The sequence below is a fragment of the Alterinioella sp. B-7 genome, from assembly GCF_056857775.1.
Genome location: NZ_JBSXNT010000032.1, coordinates 330,214 through 353,149 on the forward strand (window position 1 = coordinate 330,214; position 22,936 = coordinate 353,149).

The window sequence follows — 22,936 nt, forward strand, 5'->3', positions numbered from 1 at the left end:
ATCGTGCGTATGTACAGGGGGTGCATCGGGGGGTGTACGGGGGGCACCCCCCCGATTCAGGCGCTTTCCAGCTCCGCCATCACCGCGTCGGAGATCTCGAAATTCGCGGTGACCCGCTGGATGTCGTCATCGTCTTCCAGCACCTCGATCAGCTTCATCAGCTTCTGCGCGCCGTCGAAATCCAGCTCGGTCGTGGTGGTCGGCGCCCAGATCAGCTTGGCGGTCTCCGACTCACCAAGGGTCGCCTCCAGCGCGGTCGAAACCTCGTTCAGATCGGTATCGGCGCAGGTGATGACATGGCCATCTTCGCTCGATTCCACGTTCTCCGCGCCGGCCTCGATCGCGGCCTCCATCACCGCGTCCTCATCGCCCGCATCCGGGCCATAGACGATCTCGCCCTTGCGCTCGAACATGAAGCCGACCGAGCCGGTCTCGCCCAGATTTCCGCCATGTTTTGAAAAAGTTGACCGCACGGTCGAGGCGGTCCGGTTGCGGTTGTCGGTCATCGCCTCGACGATCACGGCAACGCCGCCGGGGCCGTAGCCTTCATAGCGGATCTCCTCGAAATCCTCGCCGCCCGCGGCCTGCGACTTGTCGATCGCGCGCTGGATCACGTCCTTGGGCACGGATTGCGACTTGGCCTCTTTCACGGCCAGGCGCAGGCGCGGGTTCTTGTCGGGGTCCGGGTCGCCCATCTTGGCGGCCACGGTGATCTCCTTGGCCAGCTTTGAAAACAGCTTGGAACGCAGCTTGTCCTGACGTCCCTTGCGATGCTGGATATTCGCCCATTTGGAATGGCCCGCCATGGTGCCTCGTCTCCCGGTCAATCTGGTCGTGGTTTGGTGCTGTCTACTGCATCCCCCACGCGGCGCGCAAGATGGCGCTTGAGACGCCGCACAAAGCCGCATCTGTGCCGTTTTCGGATTACCAGACTGGCCGCGACTCAGGCTAGGCTGGCCGCGAACCCAAGGGAGGGACCGGCCATGATGATCTACCCCACGATCGAGTTGCAGAACGGGCGCTGCGTCAGCCTGCATCGCGGGCGGCTGGAGGAACCTCAGATCTGGCATGTCGACCCGGTCGCCAAGGCCCACAGCTTTGCCGAGGACGGCGCCGAATGGATGCACCTGACCGAGCTTGACTGGGTCGCGGGCGGCATGGGCAGCGACGATCTGGTCAAGAATATCCTGCGCAATTCCGGCATCCCGGTGCAGCTTGGCGGCGGTTTTCGCAGCCTCGATCAGATCGCCAAGTGGATCGACCTCGGCGCGGGCCGGATCGTCGTCGGCTCTTTCGCGGTGCACAGCCCTGACCTGGTCAAGGCCGCGGCCAAGCGGTTTCCCGACCAGATCGTGCTGACCGTCGATGTGTTCCAGGGCGGGCTGATGAGCGATGGCTGGCGTTCGACCGCCGCGATCCGGCCCGAGGATTTCATCGCCGCCTTCCGCGAGGATCCGCTGGCCGCCGTGATCATCACCGATATCGACGCCGACATCGCCGATAGCGACGGCTCGCTCGGACTGGTCAGCCACCTGGCCGAAAGCGCGCGCGCGCCGGTCATCGCGCGCGGCCTGTCCTGGAGCCTCGACGACATCGCGCGGCTGAAATACGTGCCGCATATCTCAGGCGCGATCATCGGCCGGGCGCTGTTCGACAAGTCGATCGACCTGTGCGACGCGCTGGCCGTCGCCAATGCCCGCCCCGGCCCGACCGCGCAATTCATCTGACCCCCCGTGACGGCATTGGAATCGCACGCTAAGACTGTGCGATGAGCAATGACCAGATCCTCCTCTTCACGCTTTTCGGGGCCGTCTTCGGGCTGCTTCTGTGGGGCCGGTTCCGCTATGACCTGGTGGCGTTCAGCGCGCTGATGGCGGGCGTCGTCCTGGGCGTCGTGCCGGTCGATGACGCGTTCTCGGGCTTCGGCCACCCGGCCACGCTGGTGGTGGCGCTGGTGCTGATCGTGTCGGCGGGGCTGGTGCGCTCGGGCGCGGTGTTCCTGATCACCCGCACGCTGGTCGACAGCACCCGCAGGCTCGGCGGTCATATCGCGATCATGGGCGGCGTCGGTGGGATCCTGTCGGCCTTCATGAACAATGTCGCGGCGCTGGCGCTGCTCATGCCCGTCGATATCGCCACCGCGCGCAAGGCGGGGCGGTCACCGGGGCTCAGCCTGATGCCGCTGTCCTTCGCGACCATCCTGGGCGGCATGGCCACGCTGATCGGCACGCCCCCCAACATCATCATCGCCTCGTTCCGCAACGACGCCCTGGGCGAACCGTTCTCGATGTTCGATTTCGCCCCCGTGGGCGGCACGGCGGCCATCGCGGGGCTGGCCTTTGTGGCGCTGATCGGCTGGCGCCTGATCCCGAAACGCGATTCCGGTGTCGGGGGCGATCCGCTGAGCGATCTGTCGCCCTATATCTCGGAGCTGACCCTGCCCGAGGAGAACAGCCTTGTCGGCAAGCGGTTGCAGGACATGATGGAGATCGCCGAGAAATCCGATGTCGCCATCATGGGGCTGATCCGCGACGGCAAGCGGCGCTTCGGCACCGGGCGCAACCTGGAGCTGCGCGCGGGCGATGTGCTGGTGATGGAAGCCGCACCCGACGCGCTGGACGAGTTTCGCGCCGCCGCCAAGCTGGATTTCATGCCCGAGGGCCACGCCATCGGCGAGGTGGTCGGCGAAGGCGTGCGCCTGACCGAGGTTCTGATCCCGCCCGACAGCCGCCTGGCCGGGCGCAGCGCGCAGGCAATCGGCCTCTCGTGGCGCAAGCGCACGGTCCTGATGGGCATTGCACGGCGCGGCAAACATGTCCGCAAGCGCCTGCGCCAGGCGGTGATCGAACCGGGCGACATCCTGCTTCTGCTGACCCCCACCGATACGACCGAGGACGTGATCGACTGGATCGGCGGGCTGGCCCTGGCCGACCGGGGCCTTGCGGTGACGCAGGACAGCAAGACCTGGCTGGCCATCGGGTTCTTCGGCGCGGCGGTGCTGGCGGCGTCGGTCGGGCTGCTCTACCTGCCGATTGCGCTTGGCCTCGTGGTGATCGGCTATGTGCTGGCCAGGATTCTGCCGCTGACCGAGATCTATACCCATATCGAGTGGCCAGTCGTGGTGCTTCTCGGCTCGATGATCCCGCTTGGCGCGGCGCTAGAGAGCTCGGGCGGGACCGAGCTCATAGCGGGTGCCTTGGTGGGGCTGACGCAAGGCTTGCCGGCCTGGGCCGTGTTGACGGTGCTGATGGTGGTGACGATGACGCTGTCGGACGTGCTGAACAACACCGCGACGACGATCGTGGCGGCGCCCGTTGGCATCCAGATGGCAGCCGCGCTGGACAAGAACCCCGACCCGTTCCTGATGGCGGTGGCGGTGGCGGCCTCGGCGGCGTTCCTCACCCCGATCGGGCACAAGAACAACACGCTGGTGCTTGGCCCCGGCGGCTACAGTTTCGGGGATTACTGGCGCATGGGGCTGCCACTTGAGGTCATCGTAGTCGCCGTCTCGGTCCCCGCGATCCTGGTGTTCTGGCCGCTCTGATCAGCGGGCGGGCGGCGGCCCGTCGACGGGCCGCATCCGCGCTCGGTCGACCGAGCGCAGGCCCGCGCAACCTTCAGTTGTCGATCCGCTCGGGCGTGACATAGCGCCAGGTGCGCCCCGAGCCGTCGCTGATCGTGACATCCGCCGCGGGCACCAGCGCCGATTGCAGGCCAAGCGCGGTCAGCACCTCGCTGAACACCATCCGCACCGGGTTGGTGCCCGGCTGGATCGCAACGTTATAATCATAGCGCGCGCTGCAATCCGTGAACCGGCCGGACCACCCCCCGGCTTCCCCCGCGGGCCGCGGGCCGATGCAGCGCTCTCCGTTCGACATGCGCACCGTCAGGTGGGTCTGGGACAGCGTGACATCCGCCGGGCGGGGTGCGCCGAAACTGGTGCAGGCGCCAAGCGCCAGGGCGGGGATCAGGGCAAAAACGCGCATATCGTGGTCCTTTCAACGGGTCACAACGGCCAGATCAGGGGGATGACGAGGCTCGACACCACCCCCAGGCTCAGATTGAGGGGTATACCGATTTTCATGAAATCCGTGAAGCGGTAACCGCCGGGGCCATAGACCAGCATGTTGGTCTGATAGCCGATGGGTGTCGCGAAACTGGCCGAGGCGGCGATCATCACCGCGATGACCAGCGGGCGGGGGTCGACGCCGATGGCGGTGCCAAGGCCGATGGCCACGGGCGTCACGACCACGGCAACGGCGTTGTTCGAGACCAGTTCCGTCAACACCGAGGTGATCAGGTAGATGGCCCAGATCAGGAAGAACGGGTGCAGCCCGGTGAGACCCGGCGCCAGCGTATCGACGATCAGCGCCACCGCGCCGGTGGCCTCCAGCGCCGCGCCGATGGCAAGCATCGAGAAGATCAGCGCCAGAAGCCGCCCGTCGATGAAGGAGAACGCCTCCTCCGCGTCGATGCAGCGGGTCAGGAGGACGACGGCCACCGCCAGCACGGCGGCCAGGAAGATCGGCGCGATGCCGAGGGCCGCCAGCGCCACGATCCCGGCCATGGCGACGAAGGCGACCGGTGCCCGCCCCCGGCGATAGGCGCGTTCGGTGGGCTGGCTGACATCGACCAGGTTCATTTCGCTGGCGAGGCGGCGGATATCGGCGGGATCGCCCTCGATCAGCAGGGTGTCGCCGACCCGCACGACAAGCTGGTCCAGCTGCCGCCCGATATTCTGGTTCCGGCGATGCACGGCCAGCGGATAGACCCCGTAGCGCCGACGCAGGCGCAACGAGCCGAGCGAGCGGCCCACCATGCGGCATTCCGGCGTGATCAGCACCTCGACGGTGGTGGTCTCGACCGAGGAGAGCTTGTCCACCGTGCGCAGATCCTTGCTGGCCTGAAGGCCGAGCACCTCCGCCATGTCGGTGCGCAAAACGACGCGGTCGCCCGCCTGCAACTCCACCTCGGCCATGTTGCGGCGCAGGGACGCATCGCCGCGCAGCACGTCAATGAGGCGCATCCCGTCGCGGCGAAAGAGGTCCACCTCGTTCACATTCTGGCCGATGAAAGCGCTGTCCTCGGGCACCGCCACCTCGGTAAAGAACTTCATCCGCTTGCGCCCCGACAGCATGTCGGCCATCGAGTCGCGCTCGGGCAGCAGTTTCGGCCCGAGCAGCGCCATGTAGGCCATGCCCCAGATCACCACCACGATGCCCATCGGCGTGACCTCGAAAATCGTGAACGGGGCCAGGCCGTTGGCGCGCGCCACACCATCCACCAGCAGGTTGGTCGAGGTGCCAATGAGGGTCAGCGTGCCGCCCATGATCGCGCCATAGCTGAGCGGGATCAGCAGTTTCGATGCGGGCCGCCCGAGCGAGCGGGCAATCTGCACGAAGACCGGGATCATCACCACGACCACCGGCGTGTTGGAGACGAAGGCCGAGGCGACGACGACAAAGGCCAGAAGCCCCGCCAGCGCCCGCTTGGGCCGGGTCTGCGCCTGCGCCTCGGCATGGTTGGAAAACCACGACAGCGCGCCGGTGCGCACCAGCGCGCCCATCACGATGAACATCGCGGCGATGGTCCAGGGGGCGGGGTTGGACAGCACCGACAGCGCGTCCTGGTAGGGCAAGAGGCCGAGCGCCAGCAGCACGGCGGCACCTGCGATGGCCACGACCTCGGCGGGGTAGGTCTCACGCACGAACATCACGAACATCGCCGCGACGACGCCAAGGGTCAGGATCGACTGCATCGCAGGCGAGAGCATCTCGGCAATCATGACTGTGTTCGGCCCCCTCGGGTTGCGCGCCCCATCATTGGCCGGTCGGTGCGGCCACCGCAAGGCCCTGTTTCGGGGGGCGGATGATCCGGGCGGCGGCCCGTCGACGGGCCGCACGGGCGCTCGGTCGACCGAGCGCTGCCTCAGGTCTCAGCCCGCCCCGCCGGGACCGGATTGTTGCAATCGACCGCCAACGCGCACCGGGTCAATGCGCAGCGCCTTGCCGGTCCTGTCATCAGTTTCGACATAGACGCCGGACAGTGTCGCGGGGCCCCGCGCAGGCGTAAAGCGGTTCTTCTGCATCCCCGTGATGAAGCGGCGCAGGGGCTCCTCCTTCTCCATCCCGATGACAGAATCGTAATCGCCGCACATCCCCGCATCGCTCAGATACGCTGTGCCGCCCGGCCGGATCATCGCATCGGCGGTCGGCACATGGGTATGGGTGCCGACGACCAATGACGCGCGGCCATCGCAGAAATGCCCCACGGCCATCTTCTCGGATGTCGCCTCGCAATGGATGTCGACGATGCTGGCCGCCGCCGATGCGCCGAGCGGATGGGTGCGCAGCACGGTTTCCAGCGCCGAGAACGGGTCCGAAAAGGGCCGTTTCATGAACACCTGCCCAAGCGCCTGCGCCACCAGAACCTTGCGCCCGCCGGGGGCCTCAAAAAGGCGCGCGCCGCTGCCCGGTGCCGTCTTGGCATAGTTCAGGGGCCGCAGGATGCGCGGCTCCTTCTCGATATATTGCAGCATGTCGCGCTGATCGAAGGCATGATCGCCAAGCGTCAGGCAATCGGCCCCGGCCTTCAGCAGCAATTCCGCGTGCGCCGTGGTCAGCCCGTGCCCGGAGGAGGCATTCTCGCCGTTCACCACGACGAAATCCAGCCGCCAGTCCTTGCGCAGCTTCGGCAGTGTCTCACAAACGGCGGTGCGGCCCGCGCGGCCCATCACGTCGCCAAGAAAAAGAAGTCTCATATCCCCGGCTTAGGGGGTCTGGACGGGTCCGGCAAGGGCCGGATCACGCGCGATTCCGTGACCACGCCGTCCAGCACCTGGTCGGTCTCCTCCACCACCAGCCCGGTCAGCTCCTGTGCGTCATAGGCAAATCCGATCGCCCGCGTCGGGCGCGTCGCCCTCAGCCCCTCCAGCGTGCGGTCATAGAACCCGCCGCCATAGCCGATCCGGTTGCACCCGGTGTCGAAGCCGACCAGAGGCACGATCAGGATATCGGGCTCCAGCCAATCGCCCGCCTCGGGCACCAGCGCGCCGAAAGGCCCGTCCACCATCGCGCCATCCGGTCGCCATTCGCGGAACCTGAGCGGCAGGGCGCGCCCCGCGATCACCGGCACGCAAATCCGGTTGTGGTCCGCCAGCGCCGCCATCACCGGCAGCGGGTCGATCTCGGTGCGCATCGGCATGTAGCCTGCGATGATCCGGTCCCGGACCGGGCCGATTTCCTCCAGCAGGGCGGCCTGCGCGGGCCCGTCCAGCCCGGTGCCAAAGGCCACTTCGCGGGCAGCGAAGGCGGCCTCGCGCAGGGCGGTTTTCTTCCGGGTCATCTCCATGGCGGCGACCTTCTCCTCTTGCGGCGGGAATGCCAAGGGGGTTTGCTGAACGCGACCATAGCAACGCCCGGAGCCGCCGCCATGCTGACATTCGACCACCTCGCGATATCCTGCGACCCGCTACGGCCGGGCGTGGCGCATGTCGAGGAGGCCCTGGGCGTCCGCCTGTCGCCCGAGGGCAAGCACCCCCACATGGGCACGCATAACCGTCTGCTGTCGCTCGGCGGCGGCGAATATCTCGAGGTCATCGCCATCGACCCCGACGCCCCCGGCCCCGATCAGCCGCGCTGGTTCGACCTGGACCGGTTCGATGGCCCCCCACGCGTGACCAACTGGATCTGCCGCTGCGACGATTTGCAGGCGGCCATGGCACTGGCCCCGGACGGCATCGGCAAGGTCTGGGACCTGGAGCGCGCCGAGTTTCGCTGGCGCATGACCATCCCCGAGGATGGGTGCCTGCCCTTCGACGGCTGTTTTCCCGCGCTGATCGAATGGCAGGGCGCGGCGCACCCGGCCAAGCGGCTGCCCGATGCGGGCGTGCGTCTCAAGGAGATGGTCCTCTACCACCCCGAGGCCGACGCGCTGAGGGCCGCGCTGGCCCCGCTGATCAGTGACGACCGGATTGCCGTCCGGCAAGGCGACCAGCCCGAGATACGGGCGCTGTTTTCCACCCGGTCGGACGATGTCGATCTGTGGTAAACGCCGCCACGCCCGCTGACGCCGAGGGCATCGCGGCGCTCTGGAACGTGGTGATCCGGGACACCGTGGCCACCTTCACGACCGTCGAGAAAACCGCGGTGGATGTGGCCGGGGCAATCGCCCGCCAGCCCTTTTTCGTGGCACGATCGGGCGGGCGGGTGACCGGCTTTGCCACCGCGTTCCAGTTTCGGGGCGGGCCGGGATATGTCCACACGCTGGAACACTCGATCCATGTCGCGGACGACGCGAAGGGGCGCGGGCTTGGCCGGGCGTTGCTGACGCGGCTGGAGGATCACGCCCGCACTGCTGGCACACATTCCCTCATCGCCGCGATCTCCGGCGAAAACGCGGATGGCATCGCCTTTCACGCGACCCTTGGATACACCCGGATTGCCCGCCTGCCCCAGGTCGGCTGGAAATTCGGGCGCTGGCACGATCTTGTGCTGATGCAGAAATTCCTCTGACATTTCCGGTCGCAAGCGTTAGACAGGCCCCCATGTCACTTTGGACCCGGATCACCGAAGCGCTTTCTGCCCTTGCCTCCGGCGAGGGGCTCGGCGCGATGTTCGACAAGCTGCGCAAGCCGCCCGAACTGACCGTGGGGTTCGCCATTGCCGTCATTGCACTCGGGGCCAAGATGGCCAAGGCCGACGGGCGCGTTACCCGCAACGAGGTCACCGCCTTTCGCGAGGTCTTTGCCATTCCGCAGGCCGATGAGAAATCGGCGGCCCGCGTCTTCAACCTGGCGCGCGAGGATGTGGCGGGGTTCGAGGATTACGCGCGCAAGATCGCCGCCATGTTCCACAGCGACAGCGCGGTCCTGTCCGACCTGATGGATGGCCTCTTCCACATCGCCGTGGCCGATGGCACCTATCACCCGAACGAGGATTTGTTCCTGGCCCGCGTGGCCGAGATCTTCGGCATGACCAAGCGCGAGTTCGCCGCCCTGCGCGCGCGCAACGTGCCCGATGCGCGCCCCGATCCCTATACCGTTCTCGGCGTCGACAGCACCATGTCGCTGGAAGATATCCGCAAGGTCTGGCGCGGCCTCGTGCGCGACACCCATCCCGACCGGATGATGGCGCGCGGCGTGCCGGAGGAGGCGATCAAGCTGGCGCAATCCCGCCTCATTGCCATCAACAACGCCTGGGAAGAAATCCAGACACATCACGGGGGGTAGAACCGCGATGCGCATCGCCACCTATAACGTGGAATGGTTCGCCAACCTCTTCGATGACGCGGGCGCGCTTCTGGACGATGGCGGCTGGTCCGGGCGGCAGGATGTCACGCGCGAGGACCAGATCGCGGCGCTGGCCCAGGTCTTCCGCGCCATCGACGCCGACGCGGTGATGGTGATCGAGGCGCCGGACAGTTCGCGCCACCGCGACGGGGCGCTTGCCTTGGCCAATTTCGCGGCGCTGGCGGGTATCCGGGCGCGCGAGGTGCTGATCGGCTATCCCAATGACACGCAGCAGGAGATCATGCTGCTCTACGATCCCGACATGATGTCGGCGCGCCATGATCCCGTCGGGTTCGAGACCGGCAAGAAGGGTTCGCGCAACCCGCCGCGCTTCGACAGCACCTTCCGCATCGACCTGGATATCGACGCGACAGAAGACCTGATCACCTTTTCCAAGCCGCCGCTGGAGGCCGCGATCGAGACCGCGCAGGGCGGTTTCCGCATGATCGGGGCCCATGTGAAATCGAAAGCGCCGCATGGCGCGCGCAACCGCGATGACATGATGCGCCTGGCCATCGCCAACCGGCGCAAGCAACTGGCGCAATGTATCTGGCTGCGCGCCCGCGTGACGCATCACCTTGAGGAAGGCGACCCGCTGATCCTGGCGGGCGACCTGAATGACGGGCCGGGGCTGGATGAATTCGAGGAGCTGTTCGGCCGCTCGGGGGTGGAGGTGATCCTCGGCTCCGACCTGCCCGACGAGATGCAGCTATACGACCCCCATGCCGCGCGCGCCCTGCAAAGCAGGATCGCCGCCCAACCGGCCACGGCGCGGTTCTACCTGCGCGACGAAAACCGCTACCTCTCGGCGCTGTTGGATTACCTCATGGTCTGCCCGCTCATGCGCCCGCGTGCATCAGGCTGGCGTATCTGGCACCCGTTCGACGACCCCGCCTGCTGGCGCGACGATACGCTTTGCAAGGCACTGCTGACCGCATCGGACCATTTCCCGGTCACGGTTCAGCTTGCAGCGCAGGATTGAAACGCGGCCTCTGCCCGCCCATATTCAGAGCCATGAAACAGATCCTGCCCGCCGCCCTTTGCCTGACCCTCGCCCTGCCCGCCACCGCGCAGGAGACGGAGGAGCCGGGTATCCGTGACGGCTTCGGCCTGCTGTCCGAGGGCTCGCGCCTTATCCTTGAGGGTCTGGTGGATGAGATGCGCCCCGTCTTCGAGGAACAGATGCTGCCGCTGTTGCAGGATCTGAGCGGCATGATCGACGATCTTTCGGCCTATCACGCGCCCGAGATGCTGCCCAATGGCGATATCCTGATCCGCCGCCGCACCGACCCCGAGGATGCCCCCGAGGATGCCCCCGAGGCCGGGGAAGAGCCGACGACCGAGCCTGTCGACCTCTGACAGATCTACATCTGGTCGCCGTCATCGACCGGGATACGGCGATCCGATTGCCGGGCGATTTGCTCGCGCACCTGTTGGGCGCAGTCCTGCACCCGGAAACAGTCCACCGGAACCCCGCGCACGTTGATCTCATCGTAATAGATCGTCCGGCGTTGGCCGTAATACTGGCTATAGCTGTCATCGTCGGTGAAGGTCCGTTCGACCCGCGTCACCAGGTAGGTCTGACCATCGACGGTAATGGCCGCGCCCTCGCTTCGCTCCACGACATCGCCCATGGCCTCGTTGAGGAGATTCGTCCGGTTGGTGGCGACGATACCGGAATCGCAGGCGCTCAGGCCCATGGTCACCACCAGGGCGGCAAGGATTTTCTGCACGGGTTTTTCCCCTTCATTCTGCACGAGGGAGGGCCGATCGCCCCGCGCGGCATCAATAATCGTCGTCGCCCTCATTCGTATTGGCAAGGCCGCGTTCCAGGGCATTCTGGCAGTCTTCGCCATCACAGGCGACCCGCCGCATCCCGATGATGACATAGCGCCGGGTCTCGATCCGCCCGCCGCTATATTCGAACGTGATGTCCTGCACCTCGTAGGCGCGTCCCTGATACCGGATGATCTCCACCAGGTCTCGGTTCGCCACGGTGCTGTACTGCCTCACCGGAAAGGCGGAATCGCCCGAAAATTCGCATCCCGCCACGCCGCCGACCGCAAGCACGATAGAAACGGCCAATATCGGTCTGTTCATGATCTCTCCCCTTCATTCCATTGCGAAAAATCTGCGCGAAAGGGCCTCATGCACACAGGTTACGGCAGAAATTCCACTATTGCACGAAAAACGGAACCGCCGCCCCCCATTGCCAAAGCCCCTGCCCGCCCGCATATCTCTGCCAAACCCATTCGAAACGAGGTCTTGATGATGTTCACGTTCACCACCCGCCAGCCCGCTCCGCTTTCCGATGCCCATGCCGATACCGGGGGCAAGGACCTGGGCGACCTGCCGGAATGGGACCTGAGCGACCTCTACACCTCGCCCGACGCGCCCGAGATCGCCCGCGACCGAGACTGGCTGATGACGGAATGCGCAAATTTCGCGACGGATTACGAAGGCAAGCTGACCGATCTGCGCGCCGATGACATGCTCGCCTGCGTGCACCGCTACGAGAAGATCGACATGATCGCGGGCCGCCTGATGTCCTTCGCGGGGCTGCGCTACTACCAGCACACCACCGACCCCGCGCGCACCAAGTTCATGTCCGACATGCAGGAGGCGATCACCACCGCCACCACGCCGCTGGTCTTCTTCAGCCTCGAGTTCAACCGCATCGAGGACAAAGCCTACGAGGCGCTCATGGCCGCCAATGCCGACCTCGCCCGCTACCGCCCGGTGCTGGACCGGATGCGCGCGATGAAGCCCTACCAGCTGTCGGATGAGTTGGAGAAGTTCCTGCACGACCAATCCACCGTGGGATCTGCCGCGTGGAACAAGCTGTTCGACGAGACCATCGCGGGGCTGAGTTTCGACGTGGATGGCGAGAAACTGGGCATCGAGGCCACGCTGAACCTGCTGACCGAACAGGACCGCGCCAAGCGCGAGGCTGGTGCCCGCGCGCTGGCCGAGACCTTCCAGGCGCGGGTCAGCCTCTTCGCGCGCGTCCACAACACGATCACCAAGGAAAAGGAGATCGAGGACCGCTGGCGCAAGCTGCCCACCCCGCAAGCAGGCCGCCACCTGGCCAACCACGTGGAGCCCGAGGTCGTCGAGGCCCTGCGCGATGCCGTCGTCGCCGCCTATCCGCGCCTCAGCCACCGCTACTACGCGCTGAAAGCCAAGTGGCTCGGGCTGGAGACGATGCAGGTCTGGGACCGCAACGCCCCGCTGCCGATGGAGGACACCGCGCTGGTCAACTGGAGCCAGGCGCGCAGCACGGTGATGGAGGCCTATTCGGCCTTCGACCCCCGCATGGCCGACCTGGCGGAACCCTTCTTCGACAAGGGCTGGATCGACGCCGCCGTCAAGGAAGGCAAGGCCCCCGGTGCCTTCGCGCACCCCACCGTCGCCGACGCGCATCCTTACGTGTTGCTCAACTATCTCGGCAAACCACGCGACGTGATGACGCTGGCGCATGAGCTTGGCCACGGCGTGCATCAGCGGCTGGCTGCGGGACAGGGCGAGCTTCTCTCCTCCACGCCTCTGACGCTTGCCGAAACCGCCAGCGTCTTCGGCGAGATGCTGACATTCCGCAAGCTGCTGGACGCCGCCGAAACCCCCGAACAGCGCAAGGTGCTGCTGGCGGGCAAGGTCGAGGACATGATCAACACGGTCGTGCGCCAGATCGCATTCTACGATTTCGAGTGCAAGCTGCATGCGGCGCGTGCGACAGGCGAACTGACCCCCGACGACATCAACGCGCTGTGGATGAGCGTGCAGGCCGAAAGCCTCGGGCCCGTCTTCGACTTCATGGACGGGTATGAAACCTTCTGGGCCTATATCCCGCATTTCGTCCATTCCCCCTTCTACGTCTATGCCTACGCTTTCGGCGACGGGCTGGTGAACGCGCTCTATGCCGTCTACGCGGAAGGGGCGGAGGGTTTCGAAGAGAAGTATTTCGAGATGCTGAAAGCCGGCGGGTCCAAGCACCACAAGGAGCTTCTGGCCCCCTTTGGCCTCGATGCCAGCGACCCCGCCTTCTGGGACAAGGGCCTGTCGATGATCGAAAGCCTGATCGACGAGCTTGAGGCGATGGAGTGATCAAGGGAGCGCTGGCGGCGCTGCTGCTGGCACCCCCCGTCGGCGCGCAGTCCCTGACCGGCACCTGGTCCTGTATCGAGGATGAGGGGGCCGTCGCGGATGACGATCACCTACGCGGCAGGCGCGCGTTTTCGCGCCGCGTCCGACCTGACCCTCGCCAGCCCGCGCTTTGGCGAGAGCGAGATGCGGGGGCAGGTCTTCGGGCAATACGCCCTTGAGAAAACCGGCGGAACCGGGCGGATCGTCGAGACGCCGAGTTCGATCCGGCTGGCGCATCTCACCTGGACGGGGATCCTCGCGGACGATCCAGCCCTGATCGGGGAACTGGAGGGCGAGGTCATGAGTTCGCTTTGGGGCAGCAGCCTGGTTGTCTGGATCGACCCGGACACCCATTTCCGGCTGGATCCGCGCCCCATTCGCGGGCAATGCACACGCCTGCGCTGACGAAAGCCGCCTGACACCCACCGGAAACGGAGCCGCATTTGACGCCCCCCGCCTCACTCGACACGCCCGGTTTGACCGGTTGTCCGGCATGACCCGGCCACCGCGCGACTATCTGCGCCTGCAATGGCGCGCCCTCCGGCAGCGCATCCTGCGTGCGTTGGTCTGGGTGCGCCGTCACGTCCCGCCGGGGCTGCGGCTTCTGCTTGGGCTGGTGTTGATGGCGGGTGGCCTGCTGGCCTTCCTGCCTGTGTTCGGGCTGTGGATGTTTCCGCTTGGCGTGGCCGTGGCGGCATTGGACGTCAAGCCGCTCATCCGGTGGTTGCGCGCCCGCCGGGACTGATCGGGCGGGCGCAGGCCGGGGTTATCCCTCGGCGTCACTGGCCGGTTTGGCCTGAAGCAGCCCGTAATTGGCCTCACCCAGGCGGTCATGCAGCTCGATCTGCGTTTCGAGAAAGTCGATGTGCCCTTCCTCATCCGCGATCAGGTCCTCGAACAGGTCCTTGGAGACGTAATCCTTGACCACCTCGCAATGGTCGCGCGCCTCGATATAGAGGCTGCGCGCGTCATGCTCACCGGCGAGGTCCGCCTCCATGGTTTCCTTGAGGGTTTCGCCGATGCGCAGCGCGTCCAGCTTTTGCAGGTTGGGATGCCCGCCCAGGAAGATGATGCGTGTGATCAGCTTGTCGGCATGGTGCATCTCCTCGATGCTTTCGGCGCGGGACTTGTCGGCGATATGGCCGTAGCCCCAATCCTCCTGCAAACGGTAATGCAGCCAATACTGGCTCACTGCGGTCAACTCGCTGCGCAAGGCGGCATTGAGATATTCGATGACTTTCGCGTCGCCCTTCATGCCTGGTTCCTTTCCATGTCTACTCTGCGAAGGCCCCTCAGATTTGCGGGAACCTCCATACCCGGTGCCTCCAGCATGGCCTGCATGAAGAGCGGAAGGCAACCGCCGCAATCGGCCTTTTTGCCGAGCGCGCGATAGACCTTGCCGGGCGTGATGATGGTGGCGGGGTCGGCGGCGCGCATCCAGGAGATGGCGGCGTGAATGTCGCGGTCGCGGATCGAATTGCAGTGGCAGATCATCATGGGCGTGGCGTCCCGGTCAGCGGGCAAAGGAACATCGTTTCGCTGGTGCGCAGCGCTTACCTGATGGATTCTGTCGGCTTTGTCAATCCCGATCACTTCTGTCAGGCAAAACGCCGCAGCCAGCGGCTCACTTCAACTGACTGTCTTTCGATCCGCGCCGGTTGAACCCGGCCTCTCGGTAGCCGCCATCGCGCTCGGAGGCGCAGTCGATGCAGAGCTTGACACCGGGAATGGCCTTGCGCCGCGCCTCGGGGATCGGCTCCTCGCATTCGGCGCAATGGGTCAGGCTTTCACCCTGGGGAGTCTTGCGCGCCTTCATCCGCGCCAGTTCATCCTGGATCGAGGCGTCGATCTGTTCGCCGACCGCACCGTCCCTTGCCCATCCTCCGGCCATGATGCTCTCTCCCTCTTACGTCGCGTCCCCCTAGAACCTAGGATCGCCACCCCGTCTTGCCAAGGCGGGCCTCCCGCGCCTAGCGTCGGCCCCAATCGCAACGCGGAGGATCGGATCATGCGGCGTTTGGGGAAATGGTTGGGACGGATCATCCTCCTGGTTCTGGTGGCGCTCGGCCTCTTCCTGGTCTTTGGCCCCGGCTATGTCGAAAACAGCCGCAACGCGGTGGCCGAGCATGAGCCCTACCCGGTGTCGGAGGAGGCGGCGGCGCTGCATGGCACCCTGACCATCGGCGACTGGCACGCCGACAGCCTCTTGTGGGACCGCGACCTGCTGGAACGCGGCGACCGGGGCCATGTCGACCTGCCGCGCTTGCAGGAGGGCAATGTCGCCATCCAGGTCTTCACCGCCGTCACGAAAAGCCCCGCCGGCCTGAATTACGACGAGAACGAGCGCGACGCGCGCGACAACATCACCCTGCTTGCCATGGGCCAGCTCTGGCCGCCACGCACCTGGGACAGCCTGCTGGAACGCGCGCTCTACCAGGCCGAACGGTTGCAGGGGTTCGAGGACGCGTCAGAGGGTGCGCTGCGCCTCGTGACCACGCGCGGCGGGCTCGACGCCGTTCTGGAGGCGCGCGAGGCGGGCGAGGATGTCACCGCCGCGCTTCTGGGGATCGAGGGCAGCCATGCGCTGGAAGGCGACCTTGCCAATCTCGATGCGTTGGAGGACGCAGGCTACCGCGTCATCGGGCTGCAACATTTCTTCGACAACGCGGCTGGCGGGTCGCTGCACGGCATCGGCAACGGGGGCCTGACCGAGTTCGGCGCCGAACTGGTGGCCGAGGTCGCCGCGCGCGGCATGGTTCTGGACCTCGCCCATTCCAGCACGCAGGTGGCGCGCGACGTGCTGGCAATCGCCGATATGCCGCTCATTGTCAGCCATACCGGCATCCGCTCGGTCTGCGACACCAACCGCAACTTCCCCGATGATCTGATGCGCGAGATCGCCGCGACCGGCGGCGTGATCGGCATCGGCTACTGGGCCGACGTGACCTGCGACGACAGCCCCGATGGCATCGCCGCCACGATCATGGCCGCGATCGGGGTGGTGGGCGAGGATAACGTCTCGCTCGGGTCGGATTTCGACGGCTCGGTGGCCACCGCCTTCGACACCTCGGAACTGGCCGCGCTGACCGATGCGCTGCTCCGCGCCGGTGCCAGCGAGACCCAGATCCGCAAGGTGATGGGCGAAAACATGGTCCGCGTGCTGCGCGACCGGCTTCCTGACTAAAGCAGGCTGGCGCCGTCCTCATCCAGCGCGGGCGGCGTCGGTTTGCGTGTCATCACCGGCGTGCCGGGCATGGCGACCGTCGGCTGCGCGGTCACGAAATTCGGGGCCGGGGCGGGCTTTTGCAACTCGCCACGCAACTCCAGCAGCAGCGTGTGGTGATCCGCCATCCTCTGCACCAGGATTTTCGAGGTCTCGCGCGCTTTGGCGAGGTGGCGCTGCCACAGCTCGGTGCTGAGCGAGAGGTTCTTGGCGAAGGAGGGCGCGGCAAAGCCCGTCTCGTAGACCTTCTTGCCGAGCAGAACCGCCTGATACGTCCCGGCAGAAAACAGCGAGTCGAATTTCAGGTCATAGGGGCCGGGCAGCGCGTAGCGCCAGACCTCCAGGTTTTCGGCCAGGCTGTCCGGCACCTCCAGCCCCTCGCGCGCGTCGATCCAGTACTGGCTGTCGGTGCGATTGCCGAGCGCATAGTGCAGGCAGATGAAATCGCGCACCTCGTCATAGAGGTTGCCAACGAGCTTGTTGTAATGCTTGCGCAGCGGCTCGGCGTAGTCGCTGTCGGGAAAATAGATCGCCAGCCAGCGCACGGCGGTGTCGATCATGTGGATGGCGGTGGATTCCAGCGGCTCGATGAAGCCGCCGGACAGGCCCACGGCAACCACGTTCTTGACCCAGGCATTCTGATTGCGCCCGATCCGCATCGGAATGACGCGCGGTTCGACCCCGTTCCAGGTGTCGCCCAGATGGGCCACGAACTCGTCGCGCGCCTCCTCATCGGTGCGATGCGCCGAGGAATAGACATAGCCGGTGCCGATCCGGTTGAAGAGCGGCACCCGCCAGGACCAGCCCGCGCCAAGCGCATAGGCGCGCGTCATCGAGGGGATCCTGGTCGGGTCGGGATGCGGGATCTGCACCGCCATGGCGCGGTCATTGGCGAGGTATCTTGAGTAGTCGATGAAGGGCTCCTTCATCACCTGGTTGATGATGACGCCCTTGAAGCCGGTGCAGTCGACCACAAGCTCCACCTCGTGCCGCCCGGTCTTGTCCAGTTGCAGCGCCGAGACATAGCCACGTTCGTCCTGTTCGACATCCAGCACGTCCTCGCGGATATGCTGCACGCCGCGTTCGACGCAGATATCGCGCACCATGTTTGCGAACTTGCCCGCGTCCAGGTGATAGGCATGGCCGATCTTCATCGTATAGGGCTTCTCGCCCAGGGGGCGCGGCCCCTTTCCGGCGCGGGCCAGGTCGGTATGCGGGCAGAAGATTTGCGTGAAATCCTGCCCGCCCGCGCCATGCTGCAGGTAGTAATAGGCCTGCTCGATCCCGTCGATCACGCCGGGGCCGGAAAACGGGTTCACGTAATCGACCTGGCGGCCATGCTTATCGGTATTCCAATTGGCGAAGAGGACACCGAGCTTGAAGGAGGCGTTGCAGGTCTTGAAGAATTCCTGCTCCGACAGGCCCGCCGTGCGCAGGGTGCGCGGCATTCCGGGCACCGTCGCCTCGCCGACGCCGACGGTGGGGATATTGGGCGACTCGATCAAGGTGATCCTGGCCGCCTTGCCCCCGGTCGCCGCGCGGCTGAGGTAGCTTTGCAGGATCAGCGCGGTCATCCAGCCCGCCGTGCCGCCCCCCACGATGGTGATGGATTTGATCGGTTCGCCCATGCTGTCCCCCCGGCTTCGCCCCGCGAGGGTTGCAACCCTCGCGGGTTATTGACCCAAGGGCACTCTACGCATGGGCATCACACCTGTCCAATCCCGATCACCCGGCATCGGCGGCAAAGACGGCTTCCAGCGCCACTTGGGTCCCGCGCGAGAACTCCAGCGGGACGGGGTAATCCGCGCCCGTGGCCGCCGAGCGCCCGAACGCCTCGACCTGGGTGACATACTGGCGCGCGTGGTGCAGCCGGGTCAGGGTTTCGACCCCGTCCGGCGTGACCACCCGCACGGAAGCCTCGCGATGCGAGATCGGGTTGAAGGGGGCCTGCATCTCGATATAGCCGCCGCTGCCGTGATAGATCGCCATCTGGCGCCGGGTGGTCCTCATGCTCATGTGGCAGGCGCAGGTCACGTCGCCGAAGCTGGCCCAGATCCGGGCCGACACATCGACCCCGCCCTGCCAGCCAAGCCGCGCCGCCTCGATCACCGGTTCGCGCCCTGTCGCCAGCCGGGCCGAGCCGAGCGTGTAGACCCCGATATCGCGCGTCACGCCGCCGCCCAGGTCGGGGTCGAGCCGGATGTTTGCGGGATCGTCCAGGCCGAAACTGAAATAGCTCTCGATATGGCGCAGCGTGCCGATGGTCCCGTCCGCCAGCAGCGACTTCACCAAGTGCCATTGCGGGTGATGCGGGATCATGTAGGCCTCGGCGATCATCAGCCCGGTCTCGTCGCGCAGCGCGATCAGGCGGTCGATCTCCTCGACCGTCATGGCGATGGGTTTCTCGCACAAGACGTGCTTGCCTGCCCGCACGACCTTCTCGCACCATTCCACATGCAGCGCATTGGGCAACGGGATATAGACCGCGTCGATCTCCGGATCGGCCAGCAGCGCGTCATAGCTGTCATGCACCCGCAGCCCCGGCGCCAGCGCGGCAAAGGGGGCCGCCTTGGCCGCATCGCGCGTCGCTACCGCCGCCAGCACCGCGTTTTCGGCATTGTGGATGGCCGGGCCCATGGTGGTGCGGGCGAAATCCGCCGCGCCCAGAATGCCCCAACGTGTGATCTCTGTCATCTCTGCCCCCTTTTCCGGTTTCTCTTCCCGGCCACCTAACCGCAAAAAGGACCCGCCGAAAAGGCAGGCCCCTGATTTCCGTCTCGCCGGACCGATCAGGCCGGAACCGTTACACCCTGTTCACGGGCCAGGTCGCGCATCTTCTTTTGCAGCTTCTCGAACGCGCGCACCTCGATCTGGCGGATACGCTCGCGGCTGACATCGTAGACCCCCGAGAGGTCTTCCAACGTCACCGGCTGATCCATGAGGCGGCGCTGCGTGAGGATGTCGCGCTCACGCTCGTTCAGCACCTCCATCGCCTGTTTCATCAGGTCCATGCGGTGATCGAACTCGTCCTTCTCGGCGTAGTCATCGGCGGTGGTGGCGTCTTCGTCTTCCAGCCAGTCCTGCCATTGCGTGGTCGAGCCGTCATCCGAGCCGACCATCGCGTTGAGCGAGGCATCGCCCCCCGACAGGCGCCGGTTCATCGAGATCACCTCATCCTCGGTCACGCCGAGGTCATTGGCGATCTGCGCCACGTTCTCGGGCCTGAGATCACCATCCTCCAGCGCGCCGATGCGGGCCTTGGCCTTGCGCAGGTTGAAGAACAGCTTCTTCTGCGCCGAGGTGGTGCCGAGCTTGACCATCGACCAGGACCGCAGGACGTATTCCTGGATCGACGCGCGGATCCACCACATCGCGTAGGTGGCGAGGCGAAAGCCCTTCTCGGGATCGAATTTCTTGACCGCCTGCATCAGGCCGACATTGGCCTCGGAAATCACCTCGGCCTGCGGCAGACCGTAGCCGCGATAGCCCATGGCGATCTTGGCGGCCAGGCGCAGGTGGCTGGTCACAAGCTGGTGCGCGGCGTCGGTGTCCTCATGGTCCACCCACCGTTTGGCCAGCATGTATTCCTGTTCGGGCTCCAGCATCGGAAATTTGCGGATTTCCTGAAGATACCGGTTGAGGCCCTGTTCCGGCGACGGGGCCGGAAGATTGGCATAGCTGCTCATCGCGTTCATTCCCTGTTTCGGCTGACTCAAATGTAAATCTCTTTAACTTTACACCCGAGATGGGCCGGTGGGGGCCCCATTTCAAGGGGCGGTTATCAGATCAACCCCAAGATAGGCTTAATGTTCCTTGCACGACAATCCACGTTTCAGTGAATTCACGTGCAATTGCGCACATGTTACGAGGCCGCTTCGCGCAGGCGGTGCAAGAGCTGCGCCATATCCTCGGGCAGCGGGGCCGAAAAACTCAGCCGCGCGCCGCTGACGGGGTGAACGAATCCCAGGCTCGCGGCATGCAGCGCCTGGCGGGGGAAGGCGTTGAGGTCGGCGGCCAGCGCCTCGCCCATGCCCTTGGCCGACACCCGCCGCCGCCCGCCATAGGTCTGATCACCGATCAGCGCGTGCCCGGCATGGGACAGATGCACCCGGATCTGATGCGTGCGGCCCGTCTCCAGCCAGCAATTGATCAGCGCGACCGCGCCGAACCCCTCCTCGACCCGCGCCCGTGTCACCGCGTGACGCCCGCCGTTGAACAACACCGCCTGCCGCTGCCGGTCGGTCTTGTGGCGGGCCAGTTGCGTCGTGATCTTGAGCACGCCCGCCGCCTCGAAACTGACCCCCGGCAGACCGCGCAGGCGCGGGTCCGAGGCGTCCGGCACCCCGTGGCAGATCGCCAGGTAGTGCCGCGCGACGCTATGCGCCTCGAATTGGGCCGCCAGCCCGTGATGCGCGGTGTCGGATTTCGCCACCACCAGAAGGCCCGAGGTGTCCTTGTCGATCCGATGCACGATACCGGGGCGCTTTTCGCCGCCGATCCCGGACAGGTTGCCGCCGAAATGATGCAAGAGCGCATTGACCAGCGTGCCCGAGGGCGTGCCGGGGGCGGGGTGGACGACCATGCCGACGGGCTTGTTGACGACGATCAGGTCGGCGTCCTCGTGCAGGATCTCCAGCGGGATGTCCTCGGGCCGCGTGTCGACCTCGACCGCTTCCTCGACCGTGATCTCGACCAGATCGCCCTCGGCGGGTTTCGCCCGCGCATCCGTCGCCACCGCGCCGTTCACCCGCACCGCGCCCTCCGCGAACAGGCGCGCAAGGCGCGAGCGGCTCAGGCTCGCCGCCTCTGGCACATCGCGCGCCAGTGCCTTATCAAGCCGCTTGCCCGGCTCCGGGCCGATATGGACCGTGATGATCTTTGGCGAAGGGCCTGACATGGACGATACTCCGGCGACAGAAGACCGCGACCCGCTGAACCTGCGGGTGCTGCGCATCCTTGTGACCGTGCTGACGGTGACGATGATTGTGGGGCTGATAACGGTCGTGGCGGTCTTTGTCACCCGGTTCGAAAGCGGCAGCCCGGTCGCCCTGCCCGATCAGGTCACCCTGCCCGAGGGCGAGAGCGCCCGCGCCGTGACCTTCGGCCCCGATTGGTACGCGGTGGTCACGGCGAACGACCTGATCCTGATCTATGACCGGGCCAGCGGCGACTTGCGCCAGACCGTCACGATTGATTAATCGTCCAGCGCCGCGGCGCCCGCGCGTGACCCCGGCCCGATGATGCCGTCGATGGCCCCGCGATAGAGCCCGCGTTCCTGCAAGATCACCTGGAAGGCGCGCGCGGTGGCGTCGTCCCAGGGCGGCACCCGTCCCCCGACCTCGCCGCGCAGGCCGTCCAGATCGACATCGCCGGTTTCCAGCGCGGCCACGTAAAGCTCCGCCGCGCGCTCCGGGTCAGCCTCGACCCCGCGCCCGCGTTCATAGAGGAAGCCGAGCGCGCCGACCGCCTCGGCCAGCCCCGCATCGGCGGCGGTTTGCGTCCAGCGCAGTTGCAGATCGGGATCGCCGGTGCCGGGGCCATCGGCCTCGGAATAGATCTTGGCCAGTTCCAGCGCCGCCTCAACGCTGCCCTGTTCGGCGGCCATCGAGAAATACCGCGCCGCGCGGTCCCGGTCGGGGATGTTCAGCGTCTCATCCGCGCCGCCCGGAATACCATCGCCGGTCAGGTAGGTCTGGCCCAATCGCAGCTGCGCGAAGTGATAGCCCCCGTCCGCCGCCTGCGTCATCAGCTCCACCATCCGGCCCGCATCGCGCGGCACGCCGCGTCCGATCCGGTAGAGCAGGCCAAGCGTCGCCATCGCCGCAAGGTCGCCGCGTTCGACGCCGCGCCGGTAATGCTCCGCCGCCCGGTCCAGGTCGGTCCGCGCGGGGCCGATCCCGAAGAGGCTATAGTCGCCCAGTTTGGTATCGGCCGCCCCAAGCCCCGCCTCCGACGCCGCCTCGAACTGCGCGATCGCCGCCCTGTGGTCGCCGACCAGTTGCAGCGCGGTGCCGTGGTGGAAAAGCGCCGCCGCATCCGTGGCCCCGGCCTCGACGGCTTCGGCGCAGAAAGGTGCGGCCTCGCGGATGGCCGCGACCTCCTCGGCCTGGACTTCGGGGGTGATGGGCACACCGGCATTGGGCGTGCCCGCAATCTCGAGGCATCGTGCCAGCGCGTCGTCATCCTGCGCATTGGCCATCAGAGGGGCGAGCGCAAGCAGGGCTACGGCAAGAGAGGGGAAATATGACGGCATCGGCTAAGGGTCCGCGAATGATTGAAAT

At 66.1% G+C, this 22,936-nt stretch carries 27 protein-coding genes; 12 read left to right on the forward strand and 15 right to left on the reverse strand.

The features are described 5' to 3' along the window. Positions 1-56 precede the first annotated feature (56 nt). The gene (locus tag AC13C7_RS11245; protein ID WP_446121968.1) at positions 57-806 is read right to left on the reverse strand and encodes a YebC/PmpR family DNA-binding transcriptional regulator; all 750 of its coding nucleotides are present in this window, start codon (positions 804-806) and stop codon (positions 57-59) included. Positions 807-983: 177 nt separating this feature from the next. Here AC13C7_RS11245 and AC13C7_RS11250 point away from each other — a divergent pair, with 177 nt between their 5' ends. Together AC13C7_RS11250 and AC13C7_RS11255 are read left to right on the forward strand one after the other, a co-directional pair. Beyond that, positions 984-1,727, forward strand: coding sequence for a 1-(5-phosphoribosyl)-5-[(5-phosphoribosylamino)methylideneamino] imidazole-4-carboxamide isomerase (locus tag AC13C7_RS11250; RefSeq protein WP_482867529.1), 744 nt, complete (start codon positions 984-986; stop codon positions 1,725-1,727). Between the two features lie 41 nt (positions 1,728-1,768). Continuing rightward, positions 1,769-3,544, forward strand: coding sequence for an SLC13 family permease (locus tag AC13C7_RS11255; protein ID WP_482867530.1), 1,776 nt, complete (start codon positions 1,769-1,771; stop codon positions 3,542-3,544). A gap of 73 nt (positions 3,545-3,617) precedes the next feature. Here AC13C7_RS11255 and AC13C7_RS11260 read toward each other — a convergent pair whose 3' ends face one another. From AC13C7_RS11260 to AC13C7_RS11275, 4 genes are all read right to left on the reverse strand, one after another. Next, complete coding sequence (locus AC13C7_RS11260; protein WP_172320677.1) at positions 3,618-3,986, reverse strand: hypothetical protein; 369 nt, start codon at positions 3,984-3,986, stop codon at positions 3,618-3,620. A 20-nt stretch (positions 3,987-4,006) separates the two neighbouring features. Beyond that, complete coding sequence (locus AC13C7_RS11265; RefSeq protein ID WP_172320678.1) at positions 4,007-5,785, reverse strand: SLC13 family permease; 1,779 nt, start codon at positions 5,783-5,785, stop codon at positions 4,007-4,009. A gap of 150 nt (positions 5,786-5,935) precedes the next feature. Continuing rightward, the gene (locus AC13C7_RS11270) at positions 5,936-6,760 is read right to left on the reverse strand and encodes a TIGR00282 family metallophosphoesterase (protein ID WP_482867531.1); all 825 of its coding nucleotides are present in this window, start codon (positions 6,758-6,760) and stop codon (positions 5,936-5,938) included. Beyond that, a complete protein-coding gene (locus AC13C7_RS11275) occupies positions 6,757-7,344 on the reverse strand; it encodes a 5-formyltetrahydrofolate cyclo-ligase (RefSeq protein ID WP_482867532.1) in 588 nt (195 codons plus the stop codon). The genes AC13C7_RS11270 and AC13C7_RS11275 overlap by 4 nt, the downstream gene beginning before the upstream one ends. An 87-nt stretch (positions 7,345-7,431) precedes the next feature. On the opposite strand from AC13C7_RS11275, the gene AC13C7_RS11280 reads away from it, so the two are divergent. From AC13C7_RS11280 to AC13C7_RS11300, 5 genes are read left to right on the forward strand one after another with little or no spacing between them, the layout of a single operon-like run. Continuing rightward, positions 7,432-8,049 carry a VOC family protein gene (locus AC13C7_RS11280; RefSeq protein WP_482867533.1) on the forward strand — a complete coding sequence of 206 codons (618 nt, stop codon included), beginning with the start codon at positions 7,432-7,434 and terminating at the stop codon, positions 8,047-8,049. Beyond that, a complete protein-coding gene (locus tag AC13C7_RS11285) occupies positions 8,043-8,513 on the forward strand; it encodes a GNAT family N-acetyltransferase (protein WP_482867534.1) in 471 nt (156 codons plus the stop codon). The genes AC13C7_RS11280 and AC13C7_RS11285 overlap by 7 nt, the downstream gene beginning before the upstream one ends. A 32-nt stretch (positions 8,514-8,545) precedes the next feature. Next, positions 8,546-9,229 (forward strand): TerB family tellurite resistance protein, encoded by a 684-nt coding sequence (locus tag AC13C7_RS11290; RefSeq protein ID WP_446117309.1) that lies wholly within the window; start codon positions 8,546-8,548, stop codon positions 9,227-9,229. Positions 9,230-9,236: 7 nt separating this feature from the next. After that, complete coding sequence (locus AC13C7_RS11295; RefSeq protein ID WP_482867535.1) at positions 9,237-10,271, forward strand: endonuclease/exonuclease/phosphatase family protein; 1,035 nt, start codon at positions 9,237-9,239, stop codon at positions 10,269-10,271. Positions 10,272-10,303: 32 nt separating this feature from the next. After that, complete coding sequence (locus tag AC13C7_RS11300) at positions 10,304-10,648, forward strand: AAA+ family ATPase (RefSeq protein ID WP_172320686.1); 345 nt, start codon at positions 10,304-10,306, stop codon at positions 10,646-10,648. A 5-nt stretch (positions 10,649-10,653) separates the two neighbouring features. Here the strand turns inward: AC13C7_RS11300 and AC13C7_RS11305 are convergent, their stop codons facing one another. Together AC13C7_RS11305 and AC13C7_RS11310 are read right to left on the reverse strand one after the other, a co-directional pair. Next, the gene (locus AC13C7_RS11305; RefSeq protein ID WP_482867536.1) at positions 10,654-11,022 is read right to left on the reverse strand and encodes a hypothetical protein; all 369 of its coding nucleotides are present in this window, start codon (positions 11,020-11,022) and stop codon (positions 10,654-10,656) included. A gap of 52 nt (positions 11,023-11,074) precedes the next feature. Continuing rightward, a complete protein-coding gene (locus AC13C7_RS11310; RefSeq protein WP_446170334.1) occupies positions 11,075-11,389 on the reverse strand; it encodes a hypothetical protein in 315 nt (104 codons plus the stop codon). Positions 11,390-11,557: 168 nt separating this feature from the next. On the opposite strand from AC13C7_RS11310, the gene AC13C7_RS11315 reads away from it, so the two are divergent. The 3 genes from AC13C7_RS11315 (at position 11,558) to AC13C7_RS11325 (ending at position 14,177) form a co-directional block, all read left to right on the forward strand. After that, on the forward strand, positions 11,558-13,393 hold the full coding sequence (locus AC13C7_RS11315) for a M3 family oligoendopeptidase (RefSeq protein WP_482867537.1): 1,836 nt from the start codon (positions 11,558-11,560) through the stop codon (positions 13,391-13,393). 99 nt (positions 13,394-13,492) lie between these two features. Continuing rightward, a complete protein-coding gene (locus AC13C7_RS11320) occupies positions 13,493-13,837 on the forward strand; it encodes a hypothetical protein (RefSeq protein WP_482867538.1) in 345 nt (114 codons plus the stop codon). A gap of 88 nt (positions 13,838-13,925) precedes the next feature. Then, complete coding sequence (locus AC13C7_RS11325) at positions 13,926-14,177, forward strand: hypothetical protein (protein ID WP_446117434.1); 252 nt, start codon at positions 13,926-13,928, stop codon at positions 14,175-14,177. Positions 14,178-14,198: 21 nt separating this feature from the next. Here the strand turns inward: AC13C7_RS11325 and bfr are convergent, their stop codons facing one another. The 3 genes from bfr to AC13C7_RS11340 all read right to left on the reverse strand — a co-directional run bounded on the left by bfr (position 14,199) and on the right by AC13C7_RS11340 (position 15,323). Continuing rightward, positions 14,199-14,687: a bacterioferritin gene (gene bfr / locus AC13C7_RS11330; protein ID WP_482867539.1), complete on the reverse strand. Its 489-nt coding sequence runs from the start codon at positions 14,685-14,687 to the stop codon at positions 14,199-14,201. Further along, positions 14,684-14,929: a (2Fe-2S)-binding protein gene (locus tag AC13C7_RS11335; RefSeq protein ID WP_172320695.1), complete on the reverse strand. Its 246-nt coding sequence runs from the start codon at positions 14,927-14,929 to the stop codon at positions 14,684-14,686. Before AC13C7_RS11335 ends, bfr begins: the two co-directional genes overlap by 4 nt. Positions 14,930-15,056: 127 nt before the next feature. Beyond that, positions 15,057-15,323, reverse strand: a complete 267-nt coding sequence (locus AC13C7_RS11340) for a DksA/TraR family C4-type zinc finger protein (protein WP_172320696.1) — start codon at positions 15,321-15,323, stop codon at positions 15,057-15,059. Positions 15,324-15,440: 117 nt separating this feature from the next. Between AC13C7_RS11340 and AC13C7_RS11345 the strand changes: the two genes are divergently transcribed. Beyond that, positions 15,441-16,616, forward strand: a complete 1,176-nt coding sequence (locus AC13C7_RS11345; protein WP_482867540.1) for a dipeptidase — start codon at positions 15,441-15,443, stop codon at positions 16,614-16,616. On the opposite strand, the gene AC13C7_RS11350 is transcribed toward AC13C7_RS11345, so the two are convergent. From AC13C7_RS11350 to AC13C7_RS11365, 4 genes are all read right to left on the reverse strand, one after another. Beyond that, the gene (locus AC13C7_RS11350; protein ID WP_446117432.1) at positions 16,613-18,283 is read right to left on the reverse strand and encodes a tryptophan halogenase family protein; all 1,671 of its coding nucleotides are present in this window, start codon (positions 18,281-18,283) and stop codon (positions 16,613-16,615) included. The genes AC13C7_RS11345 and AC13C7_RS11350 overlap by 4 nt on opposite strands. Positions 18,284-18,380: 97 nt before the next feature. Further along, positions 18,381-19,349: a Gfo/Idh/MocA family protein gene (locus AC13C7_RS11355; protein ID WP_482867541.1), complete on the reverse strand. Its 969-nt coding sequence runs from the start codon at positions 19,347-19,349 to the stop codon at positions 18,381-18,383. Between the two features lie 95 nt (positions 19,350-19,444). Further along, positions 19,445-20,341: an RNA polymerase sigma factor RpoH gene (gene rpoH / locus AC13C7_RS11360; RefSeq protein ID WP_172320701.1), complete on the reverse strand. Its 897-nt coding sequence runs from the start codon at positions 20,339-20,341 to the stop codon at positions 19,445-19,447. A 176-nt stretch (positions 20,342-20,517) separates the two neighbouring features. Further along, positions 20,518-21,552 (reverse strand): RluA family pseudouridine synthase, encoded by a 1,035-nt coding sequence (locus tag AC13C7_RS11365; protein WP_482867542.1) that lies wholly within the window; start codon positions 21,550-21,552, stop codon positions 20,518-20,520. Between AC13C7_RS11365 and AC13C7_RS11370 the strand changes: the two genes are divergently transcribed. Then, the gene (locus tag AC13C7_RS11370; RefSeq protein WP_172320704.1) at positions 21,551-21,853 is read left to right on the forward strand and encodes a DUF6476 family protein; all 303 of its coding nucleotides are present in this window, start codon (positions 21,551-21,553) and stop codon (positions 21,851-21,853) included. The genes AC13C7_RS11365 and AC13C7_RS11370 overlap by 2 nt on opposite strands. Here the strand turns inward: AC13C7_RS11370 and AC13C7_RS11375 are convergent. Then, positions 21,850-22,854: a tetratricopeptide repeat protein gene (locus tag AC13C7_RS11375; RefSeq protein WP_172320705.1), complete on the reverse strand. Its 1,005-nt coding sequence runs from the start codon at positions 22,852-22,854 to the stop codon at positions 21,850-21,852. The two genes, AC13C7_RS11370 and AC13C7_RS11375, sit on opposite strands and share 4 nt — an antisense overlap. Positions 22,855-22,936: the final 82 nt, after the last annotated feature.